The sequence below is a fragment of the Methylobacterium currus genome (assembly GCF_003058325.1).
GTDB lineage: Bacteria > Pseudomonadota > Alphaproteobacteria > Rhizobiales > Beijerinckiaceae > Methylobacterium > Methylobacterium currus.
The window spans coordinates 3,942,679-3,957,352 of record NZ_CP028843.1 but is presented as its reverse complement, the minus strand read 5'-3'; the positions used below and the strand labels follow the sequence as shown (position 1 = coordinate 3,957,352).

At 64.8% G+C, this 14,674-nt stretch carries 14 protein-coding genes and 3 pseudogenes; 11 read left to right on the top strand and 6 right to left on the bottom strand.

The genetic code is table 11. From position 1 onward, the window contains the following. Nucleotide 1 precedes the first annotated feature (1 nt). Together DA075_RS18455 and DA075_RS18450 are read left to right on the top strand one after the other, a co-directional pair. Nucleotides 2–754 (top strand): annotated as a pseudogene (locus tag DA075_RS18455) (IS66 family transposase); the annotation flags it as partial. 290 nt (nt 755–1,044) lie between these two features. Further along, nucleotides 1,045–1,338 (top strand): hypothetical protein, encoded by a 294-nt coding sequence (locus tag DA075_RS18450; RefSeq protein WP_099954450.1) that lies wholly within the window; start codon nt 1,045–1,047, stop codon nt 1,336–1,338. A gap of 54 nt (nt 1,339–1,392) precedes the next feature. Here the strand turns inward: DA075_RS18450 and DA075_RS18445 are convergent. Next, nucleotides 1,393–2,159, bottom strand: a protein-coding gene (locus DA075_RS18445; protein ID WP_099952440.1) for an IS5 family transposase whose coding sequence is annotated in 2 segments (ribosomal slippage) — nt 1,393–1,844 and nt 1,844–2,159 — 768 coding nt in all. Because the reading frame shifts where the segments join, the coding sequence is not laid out codon by codon here. Nucleotides 2,160–2,593: 434 nt separating this feature from the next. On the opposite strand from DA075_RS18445, the gene DA075_RS36030 reads away from it, so the two are divergent. From DA075_RS36030 to DA075_RS18435, 3 genes are all read left to right on the top strand, one after another. Continuing rightward, on the top strand, nt 2,594–2,938 hold the full coding sequence (locus DA075_RS36030; protein WP_123834344.1) for a hypothetical protein: 345 nt from the start codon (nt 2,594–2,596) through the stop codon (nt 2,936–2,938). A 349-nt stretch (nt 2,939–3,287) separates the two neighbouring features. Further along, nucleotides 3,288–3,539: a hypothetical protein gene (locus tag DA075_RS18440; protein ID WP_099954449.1), complete on the top strand. Its 252-nt coding sequence runs from the start codon at nt 3,288–3,290 to the stop codon at nt 3,537–3,539. 186 nt (nt 3,540–3,725) lie between these two features. After that, on the top strand, nt 3,726–4,067 hold the full coding sequence (locus tag DA075_RS18435; RefSeq protein WP_099954448.1) for a hypothetical protein: 342 nt from the start codon (nt 3,726–3,728) through the stop codon (nt 4,065–4,067). Nucleotides 4,068–4,267: 200 nt separating this feature from the next. Here the strand turns inward: DA075_RS18435 and DA075_RS18430 are convergent, their stop codons facing one another. Together DA075_RS18430 and DA075_RS18425 are read right to left on the bottom strand one after the other, a co-directional pair. After that, nucleotides 4,268–4,486: a hypothetical protein gene (locus DA075_RS18430; RefSeq protein ID WP_099954447.1), complete on the bottom strand. Its 219-nt coding sequence runs from the start codon at nt 4,484–4,486 to the stop codon at nt 4,268–4,270. A 68-nt stretch (nt 4,487–4,554) separates the two neighbouring features. Then, nucleotides 4,555–4,965 carry a VOC family protein gene (locus DA075_RS18425; protein ID WP_099954446.1) on the bottom strand — a complete coding sequence of 137 codons (411 nt, stop codon included), beginning with the start codon at nt 4,963–4,965 and terminating at the stop codon, nt 4,555–4,557. A 655-nt stretch (nt 4,966–5,620) separates the two neighbouring features. On the opposite strand from DA075_RS18425, the gene DA075_RS18420 reads away from it, so the two are divergent. From DA075_RS18420 to DA075_RS18395, 6 genes and pseudogenes are all read left to right on the top strand, one after another. Next, nucleotides 5,621–7,315 (top strand): methyl-accepting chemotaxis protein, encoded by a 1,695-nt coding sequence (locus DA075_RS18420; protein WP_099954445.1) that lies wholly within the window; start codon nt 5,621–5,623, stop codon nt 7,313–7,315. Nucleotides 7,316–8,033: 718 nt separating this feature from the next. After that, nucleotides 8,034–8,747 (top strand): annotated as a pseudogene (locus DA075_RS18415) (ISL3 family transposase); the annotation flags it as partial. Nucleotides 8,748–8,906: 159 nt separating this feature from the next. Continuing rightward, entirely contained in the window at nt 8,907–10,172 is a 1,266-nt protein-coding gene (gene istA, locus DA075_RS18410) for an IS21-like element ISMex13 family transposase (RefSeq protein WP_200602002.1), read from the top strand. After that, nucleotides 10,169–11,035, top strand: coding sequence for an IS21-like element ISMex13 family helper ATPase IstB (gene istB / locus DA075_RS18405; protein WP_099952836.1), 867 nt, complete (start codon nt 10,169–10,171; stop codon nt 11,033–11,035). Before istA ends, istB begins: the two co-directional genes overlap by 4 nt. A gap of 91 nt (nt 11,036–11,126) precedes the next feature. Continuing rightward, nucleotides 11,127–11,987, top strand: a complete 861-nt coding sequence (locus DA075_RS18400; protein ID WP_099952835.1) for a transposase — start codon at nt 11,127–11,129, stop codon at nt 11,985–11,987. Next, a complete protein-coding gene (locus DA075_RS18395; RefSeq protein WP_123834342.1) occupies nt 11,984–12,538 on the top strand; it encodes a response regulator in 555 nt (184 codons plus the stop codon). The genes DA075_RS18400 and DA075_RS18395 overlap by 4 nt, the downstream gene beginning before the upstream one ends. A 2-nt stretch (nt 12,539–12,540) precedes the next feature. Here DA075_RS18395 and DA075_RS18390 read toward each other — a convergent pair. The 3 genes and pseudogenes from DA075_RS18390 to DA075_RS18380 form a co-directional block, all read right to left on the bottom strand. Then, a pseudogene (locus DA075_RS18390) lies at nt 12,541–12,961 on the bottom strand (Ros/MucR family transcriptional regulator). Nucleotides 12,962–13,195: 234 nt separating this feature from the next. Further along, complete coding sequence (locus DA075_RS18385; RefSeq protein WP_099954443.1) at nt 13,196–13,732, bottom strand: Ros/MucR family transcriptional regulator; 537 nt, start codon at nt 13,730–13,732, stop codon at nt 13,196–13,198. A gap of 147 nt (nt 13,733–13,879) precedes the next feature. Continuing rightward, nucleotides 13,880–14,596: a DUF1612 domain-containing protein gene (locus DA075_RS18380; RefSeq protein ID WP_276330915.1), complete on the bottom strand. Its 717-nt coding sequence runs from the start codon at nt 14,594–14,596 to the stop codon at nt 13,880–13,882. Nucleotides 14,597–14,674 lie beyond the last annotated feature (78 nt).

The window sequence follows — 14,674 nt, the reverse complement described above, 5'->3', positions numbered from 1 at the left end:
GATGAGCCGCAGCGATCTGGAGCGCCTGAGCAGGGAGGAGCTGATCGAGCTGGTGCTGAAGCTGCACCGGCCGGAGAAGACGTCGCGCACCTCGTCCAAGCCGCCGGCGAGCGACCGCAAGGAGCGGCGCGAGAAGGCCCGGCCGGGCGGGGCCAAGCCCGGGCATGAGGGCCACAAGCGGGCGCTGACCACCGATCCGGATCAGGTCATGGAGCATCGGCCGGCCTCATGTTCGGCCTGCGGCGCGCCACTGCCCACCGATCTGCCGGCCGAGGTGATCAGCGTGCACGAGCGGATCGACCTGCCGCTCGTTCGCCCTCTGGTCGAGCAGCACCGGCGTCTGTGCGTGACCTGCCCGGCCTGCCGGACCCGGGTCGCCGCCCCACGACCGACGGGAGCCGACGCGACGCCGTTCGGGCCGCGGCTGCACGCGGTGACGACCTACCTGAAGACGTTCCAGGCGCTGTCCTACGAGCGGCTGCAGGCCGCGCTGTCGGACCTGTTCGGGCTGAGGCTGAGCCAGGGCGGGCTGATGAACGTGCTGCGACGCGCTCAGCACTGTTTTGCCGAGGGCCGGGATGCGGCGCTGGCGCGTCTGCGGCAGGCCCCTGTTGGGGCCTCGGACGAGACCGGGGTGCGCACCGAGGGCGCCAACAGCTTTCACTAGGTGTTCCGCTGCGAGGACGCAGTGGTGCATCATGCCGCCTCGAGCCGGTCTGCTGCTGTCGTCGGCGAGGTGATGGCCGGGCATAGGGGCGACCCCTCGCGACCGAGCCCCGCCGTGCCGACACCCCCCCTCGGTAATTACCTGGTGGCGGCCTGCCAGATCCAGGCGCAGCTTCTGACGCCATGACGCCCAAGAAATCAGTCGGAGCGGCATCGGGATTTTCCTGCTTCAAGGCCCGGTAGATGAAGGTCGTGGACCTGAAGCAGTTCAGAATACCAGGCTCGATCTGCGCGAAGGCGGCACGGGCCAAGGTTGTGCTGCGCAGGCCTTCAGCTACCAGCTGTTCCCGCCGTTGATGCATTGACGGAGCGCACGTCATGGCGCCATCTTTCGTCAACGACGAGGAAACCAATGCCAGGTATGGCACGCGCTATCCGACACCCGAGATCTACTGCGTGCCGGGCGTTTACCGCAGTCGCCTGGCCGAACTCAACAAGTTCTATCTGGAAATCAAATGCACCTGTAAGAACAGGTACAATGTGCCGATCAGCGCCCTGGTCCGCAACGATGGCGGGGCGACGCGCACGCTGCACGATCTCCCGATACGCCTGCAATGCGGGCGGTGCGCGACGCCGCCCTCCTCCGTGCCGCTCAACGAGTGCGCGATCTAACACTTCGCTTGCGGCCCGATCTGTGGCTGGTCCGTCCAAGTCTAGGGCCTGTCGTCACTTGATCCAGAGGAGCGTAGCGGCGAGGCAGAGGACGCCCATGAAGCTGACGGCAGTCTTCTCGTAGCGTGTGGCAACGGCCCGCCATTCCTTGAGGCGCGCCCACAGTCGCTCGACGATGTTGCGATTGGTGTAGATCCAGTCAGGACAGGCGAGCGGGGCCTCGTTGCTCTTGGTCGGGATCGCGGGCCGGGCCCCGGCGGTCCAGATCGCCTCGCGAAAGCCGTGGCTGGAGAAGCCACGGTCGGCCACCACCCACTTCGGCACCCCGGGCAGTTGATCGAGCAGCGGAAGGGCGTGGGGCAGTTCATGCGCCTGACCGGGCGCGAGGCGGAAACCGACGGGGCGGCCCCGTCCATCGGCGATCACGCAGGCCTTGGTGCCATAGCCGCCACGCGAGCGGCCAAGAGCTTCACGATGGTCTCGCTCGGCTCCAGATCCCCCCTTTTGGCCGCGCCCGCCGCCTTCTGGTGGGCTCGAATGTTCGTGCCGTCGAGAAACACCATGCCCAGCGCGACGCCGCGGCTCTGCACGAGGTCGAGCAGCCGCTCCCAGACGCCGGCGCGCGCCCAGCGGATGAAGATCTGGGCGGCCTGCCACCAGGGACCCAACTCGGCTGGAATGGCCCTCCAAGAGGCGCCGTTGTGATGCCGCCAGAGGATGGCTGAGATCGTGCGGCGCAGCTCTTGGGGCGGCGTCTTGCCTTTGGGCCGGCAGGCTTCCACCAGCGGTTCCAGTTCGGCCCACTGAGCGTCCGTCAGCATCGTGTCTCCTCGCTCAAAGCGGGGAAACGCTCATCCTCGCAGAGAGTTCAAGCGACAACAGGCCCTAGCCCATCTTACCTGCAGAGAGCGCAACCGGAGCCGCCCAGCCACTTAAGGTGTGACTGACTGTCCATCCGGACGATGCGCTGAACCGCACCGCTATGCCTCAGGGTGGGCGAGGCAAGGCGACCTGCAGAGGTCAAGATGCGCGTGGGGACATCCGGAACCTGGACATGTCGGACGACTGCACGCGAGGCGCCAATATGATCCTGGCGCGGTTCGGCGCGGTGCACGCCGGCGCCGGCATGTTGGTTGGGGCGCTTCTGGGGTGATGGTTCGGCAGCAGCCTGACATCGTTTCTGGCGTCGCGGGGTCTAGCGCAGTCATCTCAGGCAGGACGGCCGGCTGCCGCAGTCGCGCAGCGCAATGTCGACATGCAGGATTCTCTGCTGCGCATCTATTATAGAGAGGAAAATAACGATCCTGTGCGAGCCCACGACGAATTGTTTCCGAAAGCGATTTGGTCTGCGGCGAAAATAACGGGAAACCGGGCTCTTTATGCCAAGCCCGTCGGTACCATAACCACTTCTATTATGGACGGATCCTGCGTTGTCGTCATCGATGGGGCGATACCGAACGGCAGCTTCCCACGCGGTATGAAAGTCATCTATCGGACCGCAAGCGGTTGGGACCACGGTTACATGAAAGTCGAGGGCTTCGCCGATGTCCCCCTCAGCGCTGATTGTCAGGCCCGGGTTTACGAAGCCGAGAAGCGATGAGACAGGTGGACCGGCATGGCTAGTGATGCGGCGTAGGGTCTGCGGATCCTGATTGAGGCCGAGGCGCGCGGCCCCTGCCTGGCCGGCTACGAGGGCGGGGAAGGGGAAACGCTGACAGCATTGCGCCTGAAAAAAACCGTCAGCGCCCCGCCAAGATGTTGGACTCGGTCAGCCTGGGGGTGAGCTACCATTGTTTTCTTTTTTATTCGCGCCAGTCTATTCGTGCTCGATGCTGCGATTAATCGGGTTGTCTTCCTTTCGCAAACATGCAGCAACACGCGCATGAATTCGGCGGAGTTTTGTCTTATGTTATCGTCGATCCGCTCGGGCGTCGGCAAACGGGCGGCCTATGACCTTTATCGATTTCCGTCCTATCGTCGTCGACACGGGCACTTCGGACCGTGAGGGCTGCCTTGCCCTCGTGAACGGCCAGCTGGTGGCCGTCCTGACGCGCCTCGATCCGGGAATCCATTCGGAGCCGGGCCATGCCGGCCAGTGGCACGTTGAAGTGGCCTTTCCCAGTCATGTGAAGCCGCCCAGGGATACGCTGTTCGCCGACCTCGACCAGTGCCGAACCTGGCTGGCGGCGCGCTACGGCTAAAGAGCCTCTGGATGTCTGAGCCGGTCCTGGCATGATCCTGTCCAGTCGGGGCAGGATCCGGCCATAGCGGAAGACGGCAGGGGCATTGCTCACCTGGCCCTGGCGAAGTTCGGGGCAGCTTGCGCCGGCGCCGGCTTCTGCCTCGGGGCCGTTCTTGTCTTATACATGATGTGGGAGCCCAGGCCTATGCGGTCCAGGTTCGCCTTCAGCACGCCGTACACCGGCAAGATTTTGCAAAGCGCGGCGGCCGATTTCTTGAAATACAGCCCGGCCTATCAGGCCGGCTTCATCAAAGGGATGGTCAGCACACTAGAAACCTGCGGCCATCTTGAAGCCGATTGCCTAGTTCATTACTTCAACGGCCACGACCAGCATGGCAGGCAGGATTATCTGGTAAGCCTCGAACTGAACGCGCCGAACTACATGGAAACGCATAAGGCGCCGGTCTATCTCATCAGCGGCGCCCATAATTACTGCGTCTATCCCGGCAATGCAGAGGACATGCAAGCGGCCTCGACGGGTTGCTAAACGGCTTCTGACGTGGTCGGCGCCTAACATGGGTCATTGCCAGAGGAGCGGTGCCGGATATCCCGTACGGGTGGCCGGACCGAGGAAGCCGACAGGCTTGGGTCGATCCGCGCAAGCCGCTGCTTCAACCGCGAAAACCCGGCAGCGGACCACAGCAAGGCCGAAGCCGCCGCCATGGAGGGCGGGGTCCTCTCGCTCATTTAAGTGGGTGGCACCCCTTCACGCGCTTCGAGACGGGCGAGGTGCTCCAGATGCCGGCGCTGAATGTCCTCGAACAGGATCAGCAGCGCCTCCGCCTCGTCGGCCGGCAGACCGCGCCGTCGCAGGCGCACGATCAGGGCGAGCTGCCTGGCGAGGCACCGGGCGCCGATCGCGACATGCTGCCTGACCATTTCGAGTTCAATCGAATTTTCGCGCATACATGGATCACAGCAGGCTGTCCGGGCTCGGGGCGTGTGCCGTCCACCGGATCGAGGCATTGAGGGGCCTAACCCTGGTCCGCCATGGCGGCCATATCTATCCACATCGCGCCCAGAGCGTGGCCGTCCGGGTCGGTGAGGTCGCGGGTGTACATGAAACCGTGATCTGCCATCGGGTTGATGTCGACCGTGCCGCCATGGGCCGTGGCCGCGTCGCACAGGGCGTCGACTGCCTCGCGGCTGTCGCAGGACAGGGACAGCATGACCTCGCTCGATGTCACCGGCGGGATGGGACGACATGTGAAGCTGCGCCATTTCTCGTGGGTAAGCAGCATGAAGCTGATCGTGTCGCTCCACACCAGGCAGGCGGCGATATCGTCGGCGAACCGGGTATTGTTCTCGAAGCCTATAGCTTCGTAGAAGGCGATCGATGCCTTTAGATCCGTCACCGGCAGGCTGATGAATATCGATCTGTTCATGTTTGCTCTGTCCTGTCGGCTCTTCAGATTTCGGAAATATCTCAAGTAAGAACGGTTCGCAGGGTCTGTCTAGGGACCAATCTCTTAAAGCGAGGTGAAATCCTTGTGCCTCAAATATCCTACCGGGTGAATGACGGCGCCAGCTGGCAGTGGGGCGGCAATGAGCCCCTGCACTACCAGATGCCGTAAGGGACCAGTGTTGTCGAATCCCTGGCGTATGATTTGTCATGCGCTGCGGAGGCGATGCCATCATGGTGGATGCCGCCGGCCTGGAAGTCAGGCATGGCAGAGCAGTCGAACGACATCCCCTCATGGACCGGAATTGCAGACCGGCATACAAACCAGGGCGGGGCCGAACAGACGCGTCCACAGAGCCAGAGAATATCGTGCGCTAACTATTCTCCGCAGATTAGGTTGACCGCTAGCTTTAACATTGAATTAATAACTCAGTTGGCAGCCGCATGGCTCATACGCACTCTATAACTTTGATATTCCAACGAATGAGCCGAGGTGGATTCAGATAATAAGGCATGATTTAACTTGTAGTTGTTTACGTTATATTCGGAGCTGGCGGCTATGCTGCCAATCTAGATCCGGCGCCTGTCCGGACGCCCGCGGGCCCGCAGTGTACGCGCCCAACATAAAGGCATACGCCATGCTCTTCGGCCGTTCTCCGTTGGCCAGGCTCGACGTCCTCTACCGATCCCACGCTGTGGTCGAGTATAGTCCTGATGGGACGATCCTGAGCGCCAATCGAAACTTCCTCGACTCACTCAGCTACACGCTTACTCAAGTCAAAGGTCGCAAGCACGCCATGCTCGTTGAGCCCGGCGAAGCGAGCGGTCCGGCCTATGACGCCTTCTGGCAGGCGCTGAGACAGGGTCGCTGTCAGCAAGGCGAGTTCAAGCGAGTTGCAAGGGACGGCCGCGAGGTCTGGCTGCAGGCCACCTACGCACCCCTTCTCGACCGTCGTGGACGTCCGGTCCGCGTGATCGCGTGCGCCGCCGACATCACCGCCCGAAAGCTCAGGAGCATTGCCAGCGAGGCCAAGGTTGCGGCGATCCTGCGCTCCCAGGCTATGATCGAGTTCACGATCGACGGCACGATCGTCGAGGCCAACGAAAACTTCCTCGCCGCCGTGGGCTACGGCATCGATGACATCCGTGGTCAGCATCACCGCATCTTCGTTGAGCGGGCCGAACAAGCCGACCCCGCTTATCAGGAGTTCTGGGCTGCGCTCGCCCGGGGCGAATACAGGAGCGGCGAGTACAAGCGTCTTGGCAAAGACGGCCGCGAAATCTGGCTGGAGGCCACCTACAATCCCGTGTTTGACTCCCATGGCAGACCGGCTGGAGTCATGAAATTCGCCATGGACGTCACCGCCTCGAAGCGCTTGACTCTCGATCTTACAGGCCAGATTACCGCGATCGACAGGAGCCAGGGCGTCATCCAGTTCGCGCCCGACGGCACCATTCTTGAAGCCAACGAGAATTTTCTCGCGGCCGTAGGCTACCGTGCGCACGAGATCAAAGGCCGGCATCACCGGATCTTCGTGGAACCTGACCACGCCTCGTCGGCCGAGTACCTCCAGTTCTGGGAACAGCTGCGGGCCGGGCAATACCGCACCGCCATCTTCAAGCGCCTGGGCAAAGGCGGGCGCGAAATCTGGCTGCAGGCTACCTACAACCCGGTGCTTGGCGCTGACGGACGGCCGGCGAAGGTGGTGAAGCACTGCACCGATATCACGGCCGGTGTGACGGCGCGGTTGCTTGCGGCCACGGCTTCGAGCCGGGTCGCGCAGGGCGTGCAGGCTTCGGCGGCAGCGGCGGAGGAGCTGAGCGCATCGGCAGCCGAGATCGCGCAGTCCGCCGCTCGCTCGCGTGCGCTGATAGACGAGGTCAATGGTCAGGCCAAAGCTGGCGGCCGCTCGACGGGCGATCTTGAACAGGCGGCATCCTCGATGGGGGGGATCGTTCAGATGATCCAGGGCGTGGGCGAGCAGATCAATCTGCTGGCCTTGAACGCAACGATCGAGGCGGCCCGGGCGGGCGCGGCAGGGCGAGGCTTTTCGGTCGTGGCGGGCGAAGTGAAAAACCTGGCCGGGCAGGTGACGCAGGCGACCAACCGGATCGTTCAGGACATCGAGGCAATGCAGGCGGTGGCGGGCATCGTGGCGACGAGCTTGCGGAGCATCGAACGGTCGGTCGCCGAAGCGCAAAGCATGGTGAACGGCATCGCGTCCGCGGCAGAGGAGCAGAGCGCCGTCACTCAGGAGATCTCGTCGGCCATGCAGTGTGCGTCCCGGGGTCTGACTGAAGTCAATCAGAGCCTCGTTTCCCTATCGATGTGAGAGGGCCCGTCACGGAGAGAAGAACAGTCCCTCCGAATGCAAACGAGCACCAGAGCGTCGCCGGGCTATCGGCCGGCTGCGCTCTACTCGGCAGACACCTCCCGGAGCCCGTAGTCTCCGCCCATACGGGTGACGATCTCTGACGCGAGAGAAAGCAAGCGGGGCTGGCGCCTCATCCTGTCGATGAATGGACAGCTGTCGCCCGCGGGCGCCGGTGTTCCCGGCCTCTAGGAAAAACTACAGGCCGGGTGATCCCTCCTCCTGGGCTTCAGGCCATGACAGTCTTCCCCTGCCCACTGCCGCTGAGGACGGCAGATTTTGTGAGACAAAACTTTTAGAAACAGAAGAAAGAAAGATGATCGTACACCATTAGACTAAATCAATTTCGTTGAACAAACTGGTTTTGTGGGAGGGGAACCCGCGGAGGACGGTGGTAGACACCGGTATCAACGAGCGGGTGGCGCCGACCAAGACGCACGTACTTCTAAATCCGGTGACAGTCGGCGCGCATTTCAGAAAGAAGCATCACGTGATCGCGGGCGCAGGCGGTTGCGGGCGCTGAACGCACTGGCGCAGGCCAGGAAGCTGCCGAAGAACCGTGTCAACGCCGATTGAAGTCTGACCCACCTTTGGGTTCTCCCGCGTTTGTGGTGCAGCCGGATGGCGAGTCACGGAGCCGCACGGATCGTGAACATCAGGACCGGCCTGCACATCTGATCTGGTGCCCAAACGCCTGCTGCCCCTCATCCCCGCCGGTCTCGTCGTCGATCAGGTCGACCTCGAGCCTGACCAGATCATCATCAGTACCCATCCCCGCGCCACGACCGCTGGCTGCCCGGGGTGTGGGGAGTTCTCGGCTCAGTCTCACTCACGCTACACCCGCACCCTGGCCGACCTTCCATGGCAGGGTCGGCGCGTCGTCATCGCGGTCCAGACGCGGCGATGGCGTTGCCCGCAGCCACATTGCCCTCGCCGTGTCTTCGCCGAGCGCCTTGCCGGCGTTGCCCAGGCTGGCGCACGCCGCACTCACCGCCTCGGCGACCTCCAGCACCACCTCGGTCTCGTACTCGGTGGTGAAGCCGGCGCACGCCTAGCGGGGCGCCTCGGCCTGCCGGTCAGCCCCGACACGCTGCTGCGCCTCGTGCGAGATCGCGCACCCACGCAAGCAGAGCGCGCACCGCGGGTGCTCGGCATCGATGACTGGGCCTGGCGGCGCGGTCAGCGCTACGGCACGATCCTGTGCGATCTGGAACGAGGCCAGGTCATCGATCTGCTGCCCGACCGGGAGGCCGCCACCGTAGCAGACTGGCTGCAACGGCATCCCGGCGTCGAGGTCGTGGCTCGCGACCGCGCCGGTGCCTATGCCGATGGCGTGCGTCGCGGCGCCCCCGGGGCGGTCCAGGTCGCGGACCGATGGCATCTGCTCTGCAACGGCTCGTGTCAGCGGGCGTTGAATACTCCCTGATTGTGGGCATCGAAAATTCCCTGGTCGGTGCCCTGGCCCGTAGGGTCGCGACGCCCCGCGCCCTCTCGGGCTTTTCCATCCTCAGCCACCATGCCTGCCGATACCGATCGGCTGGGAGCGACGAGGATGGTTCTGCTGGGAGAACTCGTCATGATCTTGGACCTGCACCGACAGGGCCTGTCCGTCTCCGCCATCGCCCGCCGGACCGGCCGCGATCCGAAGACGATCCGCAAGTACATCGAGCGCGGCCTCGAGCCGCCGGCCTACGGCCCGCGTCAGCCCGGCCGCCCGAGCAAGCTCGCGCCCTATCTCGATTATCTGCGCGAGCGGATCACCGCCTTCCCCGACCTGAGTGCCGTGCGCCTGACCCGCGAGTTGCGCGAGCGCGGCTACACCGGTGCCTACACCGCGGTGAAGCGGTTCGCCGCCGCGATCCGGCCGCCCGAGGCCAAGCCCTACGAGGTCCGCTTCGAGACCCCGGCCGGCCAGCAGGCGCAGGTCGACTTCGCCCGCTTCCTCGTCACCTTCACGGATGCGCCGGACACGACCTGCATCGTCTGGCTGTTCTCGCTGGTGCTCGGCCATTCCCGGCACATCGAGGCGCGCTTCGTCCTGCATCAGGACCTGCAAACGCTGCTGCGCTGTCACATGCAGGCCTTCACCGCGATCGGCGGCGTGCCGATCGAGATCCTCTACGATCGCATGAAGACGGCGGTCACCGGCGAGGATGCGGACGGCCACATCGTCTACAACCGATCCCTGCTGGCACTCGCCCAGCACTACGGATTCCTGCCGCGCGCCTGCCGCCCGTACCGGGCCAAGACCAAGGGGAAGGTCGAGCGACCGTTCTCCTACATCCGCCAGGACTTCTTCCTCGCACGTTCCTTCCGCGACCTCGACGACCTCAACCGCCAGCTTCGGAGCTGGCTCGATACCGTCGCCAACGTCCGCTTGCACGGCACCACGCAGCGGATCGTCTCGGAAGCCTTCGCCGCCGAGCGGCCCGAGTTGCAGCCCTTGCCGGCTCTGCCCTTCGACGCTCTGCTCACGCTGGAGCGGCGCGTCAGCCACGATGGCCTCGTCTCGATCGGTGGCAACTATTACAGCGTACCGGATCGGACCCGGCGCGTCGTCGAGGTGCATCAGTTGCCCGACACGATCCGCATCCTCGATGGTGGCCGGCTCGTCGCGAGCCATCCGATCCTGGAGGGACGACGGCAGTACCGCATCGACCCCGACCATCGGCAAGGCACGGCCGCTCGGGCCATGCGCCACGGCCATCCCGACAGTCTGCCGATCGGCCGCCATGGCGATCACGTCGCCCGGCGCTCGCTGGCTGTCTACCAGGCAGTCGGCGAACGGCTCGCCGGCGGGATCGGAGGCCAGCGATGAGCCGCACCGCATCCTGTGCCATCACGACCCTCGACAGCATCAAGCGCAGCTTGGTCGGCCTGCGCATGCCGCGCGCCCTGGAGGTGCTCGACGCGACGGTCCGGCGCATCGAGCAGGGCGAGATCGACGGCTTGGCCGCCCTCGACGTGATCCTGACCGAGGAACTGACGCTGCGCGAGAACCGCCGCGTGAAGACCGCCCTGCTGGTCGCGCGCCTGACCACGATCAAGACGCTGTCCGGGTTCGACTTTGCCTTCCAGCCCTCGCTCGACCGCGAGCGCGTCCTGGCGCTGGCGGAACTGACCTTCATCGACCGGGCCGAGGTCGTCCATCTGCTCGGACCACCCGGCACCGGCAAGAGCCATCTGGCGATCGCGCTCGCCGTCGAGGCGGTCAAGGCCGGGCGCAGCGTCGTGTTCTCGACGCTGGCCGACCTCGTGACCTCGCTGGCCAAGGCCGAGCGCGACGGCTCCCTGCGCGAGCGCATCCGCTATCTCTGCCGGGCCTCGCTGCTGGTCGTGGACGAGATCGGCTACCTCCCCGTCGTCCCCGGTGGCGGCAACCTGTTCTTCCAACTCGTCAACGCGCGCTACGAGCGCGGGGCGATGATCCTGACTTCGAACCGCGGCTTCGCCGAGTGGGGCGAGGTGTTCGGTGATCCGGTCGTGGCGACAGCCCTGCTCGACCGACTCCTCCACCATGCCGTGGTGATCCAGATCGAGGGGGCGAGCTACCGCCTGCGCCAGCACGCCGACCTCGTCCCCGAGCACGTCCGCTCCAAGGCCCTGATCGTTCCGCCGCCCGCACCCAGGCGTCGCGGTCGTCCACCCGGAAAGGCTGCCTCCGATCACACGGCCGGCTGATCACCGATCCGCACCGAACCCGCCGGCCAGGGAATTTTGAAAGCCCACAATTGCGGAGACTTCGGTGCCCGTTGACAGCTCGCAAGCGCTGGTGCAGGTGCTCGATCGGCACCGCGGCGAGTTCTCCCGTGTCGCGCGAACCATCGTGAGCCAAGCCGCAGCGGAAGCGCCGCCGGTCGAACCCCGTCCGGCGACCAAGGCGCAGCAGCGACAGCAGCAGGGTCAGGCGGACCGGGAGGCCCGCTTCCAGCATGTTGCAGCCCTGGCTCGGGACGGCCAGGGCATCCGCGCCATCGTGCGCGAGACCGGGCTGTCGCGGAACACGGTGCGGCACTGGCTGCGGGCCGGCACGGCGCCGACGTGGTGCAAGGTCGAACGGGCGCGGATCACCGATCCCTTCGTGCCCTACCTCGTGCGGCGGCTCGACGAAGGCGAGCGCAACGCGACGCGGCTGTGGCGCGAGTTGCAGGCCTCGGGCTTCCGGGGTGGCGTGATGAGCGTCCGGCTCTGCGTTGCTGCTCTCAGGGGCGGCCCGCCGCGGATGCGACCTGCCCCCGGTCCAGTCTGGCGGCGCCCGTCGCCGCGGCGGACGGCGCGGCTTCTCCTGACCGGCGGCGAGCGTGGCGAGAGGGATGGGCGCTTCCTCGATGCCCTGGTGGCCGCTGTCCCCGAGATCGAGCGTGCGATCGCGGAGGTAAAGGCCTTCACGGTGATCGTGCGGGAGCAGGATCAGGCGGCGTTTGGGGCGTGGCTGGATCGCTGTCGCGATGGCCCGCTGAGCGGCCTGGCGGAGGGGTTGAGGCGGGATCGGGCCGCCGTGGAAGCCGCGCTCACGCTGCCCTGGAGCACGAGCCCGGTGGAGGGGCAGATCAACCGCGTGAAGACGCTGAAGCGGACGATGTATGGCCGTGCCAAGCTCGACCTGCTGCGCGCCCGCGTGCTGGCGGCGTGACCGCTACGCCTGCACCAAAAATGCGGGAGAGCCAGTTTCACACCGGCGGCTACAACCGGGCCGTGCCCTTGGTCGTGGCACCGGATGCCGATCACACCAAACTCTCCTTGGTCGAGAATTTGGTGCGGGTGGCGATGCATCCTGCCGACCAATTCGAAGCGTGGAAGGCTCTGGCCGATCACGGGCATGAGACGGACGGGATCGGCCAGGGGACAACAGTGCGGCTCTGGCTACCGCAGTCGGAGCGACGGCCTGATGCTCTCCTGAGCAAAATCGGAGAGGAGACAAGCCTGGACCAAGTCGGCCATTCGACGGGCTACCTGATGAACCTGCTGGTTGATGACGACGCATTGGTGCGGAGCGGCACTGCCGAGATGCTGGAGGAGCTCGGCCATACAGTAGTCGAGGCGGAGGCGGGCTTCGAAGCTTTGGAGCAGCTTCGGGCGCGTGAAGGCAGGGTCGACCTCTTGATTACCGACCACGCCGTGCCAGCCACGACCCCTACCGACCGGCTATGGCTGATGCTGGTCGACAGGGATGATTTGGAATAACCTTAGGCTGACTTCCGAGGCCGGCCCAAACCACTGTTCTTGGCGATCTCGGAGCGCTGGGGGCGTAGGGGCCGCGAGCATCCGATAGTCGTGTGGCAGACTCCACTTGCGGCGGTACTCCTCTGGGGTGAGCCCGCGGATTGGGAGGTGGCGCTTGAGCGACTTATACTGCTTCCCATCCTCCAAGCTGATCAGGTAGTCCGGGGTTACCGTCTTCCTGATCGGCACGGGTGGCGTCAGGTACTCCGGTTGCTCGACAACCGCCTGCCCGAGGTTCGTCAGCGAGGTGTGGACCGACGCGATTAGGTTCGGCAGCTCCGCCACCGGAATGGAGTTCTTGGACACGTAGACCGACACGATATCGGCGGCGAGTTCAACGAGAGAGGCCAAGGAGCTTTGTTCTTGTTGTGACCTGGAAAGCATTCCCACTCCACGACTCAGTTCATAACCGAGTTGTGGCAATCTATCGAGTATTCCGCAGATACGCACAACCCTGAAAGGCAGCGCGCCTACCTGATCAAGGGAGCGACGACATCTTCGAGGGCAAAATAGATGCCGACCATGGCCACCATGAAACCTCCCGCAACCAGGAGCACGCCCGAGAGTGACAGCGTGCGTCGGGCACGCTGTCGTCGCCACGGGTTCGCCGGATCCACGTCACTCGGCCGCGTTAGCTTCAGCCTTCTTCGGCCGGCCGCGACGTGCAGGCTTAGCATCTAACGGAGCGGTAACGATGGGATCGGGTGTGGTCCGCTTCTCAGCCGCCTTTTTGGCCGCAGCCCGATCACGGCGGAGTTGGCCGAGGCCGAGGCTTTTGGCGAGTTCGGAGCGCTGGGCGGCGTAGTTGGCTGCCACCATCGGGTAATCGCGCGGCAGACCGTATTTCTGGCGGTACTCGTCGGGGGTCAAGCCGTTCGAGGTCAGGTGCCGCTTGAGCGACTTGTACGACTTGCCATCGATGAAGCTGGTGATGGCATCCGGGGTGACGGACTTGCGGACCTGAGCCGATGTGACCTTGTGATCCTCGGCGGGTGTGGCGGCAGGCTGGCCAAGGCCGCTCAGCGAGGCATGCACCGAAGCGATTAGGTTCGGGAGCTCGGCGATTGGAACATTATTCCTGCTCACGTATGCCGATACGATATCGGCCACGAGATCGATGAACTCAGGCTCTTGGGCTTGGGTCTCGTCCGACACGTCAGTTCTTCCTGATACGAGGATCCATTCAGATCCGAACACGTAAAGCTCTACGAAGGTTCACGCGCGTCAAGCAAGTGCCTGTCGGTAGCCAATCCCCAGCCATCAACGGAACAAGCTGGCTCATCAGCAATCTGGCGCACGCAGTCACCATCTTGCAGAACCCATTTTTGGGCTCAGCGCTCCCATGATTTCAGATCCACTGAGGGCGAGCAGCTTACAAGATCCCCCAAGCGCGGAAGCGTTCTCGACCGGCGAGTTCGCGCAGGCCGAGCTCGGCCACGAGGGTCTGGGAGGCGCGCGGGGTGACACACCCAGCTCCTCCGCGATGATGGTGGCCGAGACCAGGGGCCGGGCGAGCACGATCTCGATGAGGCGGGGCAGGCTGGAACTCCCCCTTTTCCCCGCACTTTGAGCAGCAGCCTCTCGCGCGCGAGCATCCCTGCACCGGGTAGGTGGCGACCGTGTTCTCGGACGCAGCAGCCTCTCTCGCGCGAGCATCCCTCGGTCGTGATCCCTCATGCCCTGCTCGGCACCCAGGGCGACGGCACCGAGGACCTCTAGCCAGCGGGTCAGCGGATCGCGCACGAGCCAGCGGTCGCCGGGCACGCGGCGCAGGCTGCTGGCGAGGGCGGGCAGGTGGTATTGGGCCTTGTCACGGGCGCGCAGGAGTTCGGCGGCGAGCAGCGGCCCGAGCCATGCGCGGTGCTGGAGCGGCTCGAGGGCGGTCCAAGCATCGACCGCGATGGTGGCGTCGAGGACCGGCGGCAGGATGCGGGTGTCGGTGACAGTTTGGCGCCAGGCGGCGAGGCGGTCGCTCTCGCCCCAGGCCGGATCGTAGACGAGCGAGGACTTCTCCCTCACCGACCCGGTGTCGGCGAGGATGCGGCTGAATCGGGCGATCAGGGCATCGATGTCGGCGAGCTCGGCGGAGAAGGCGTC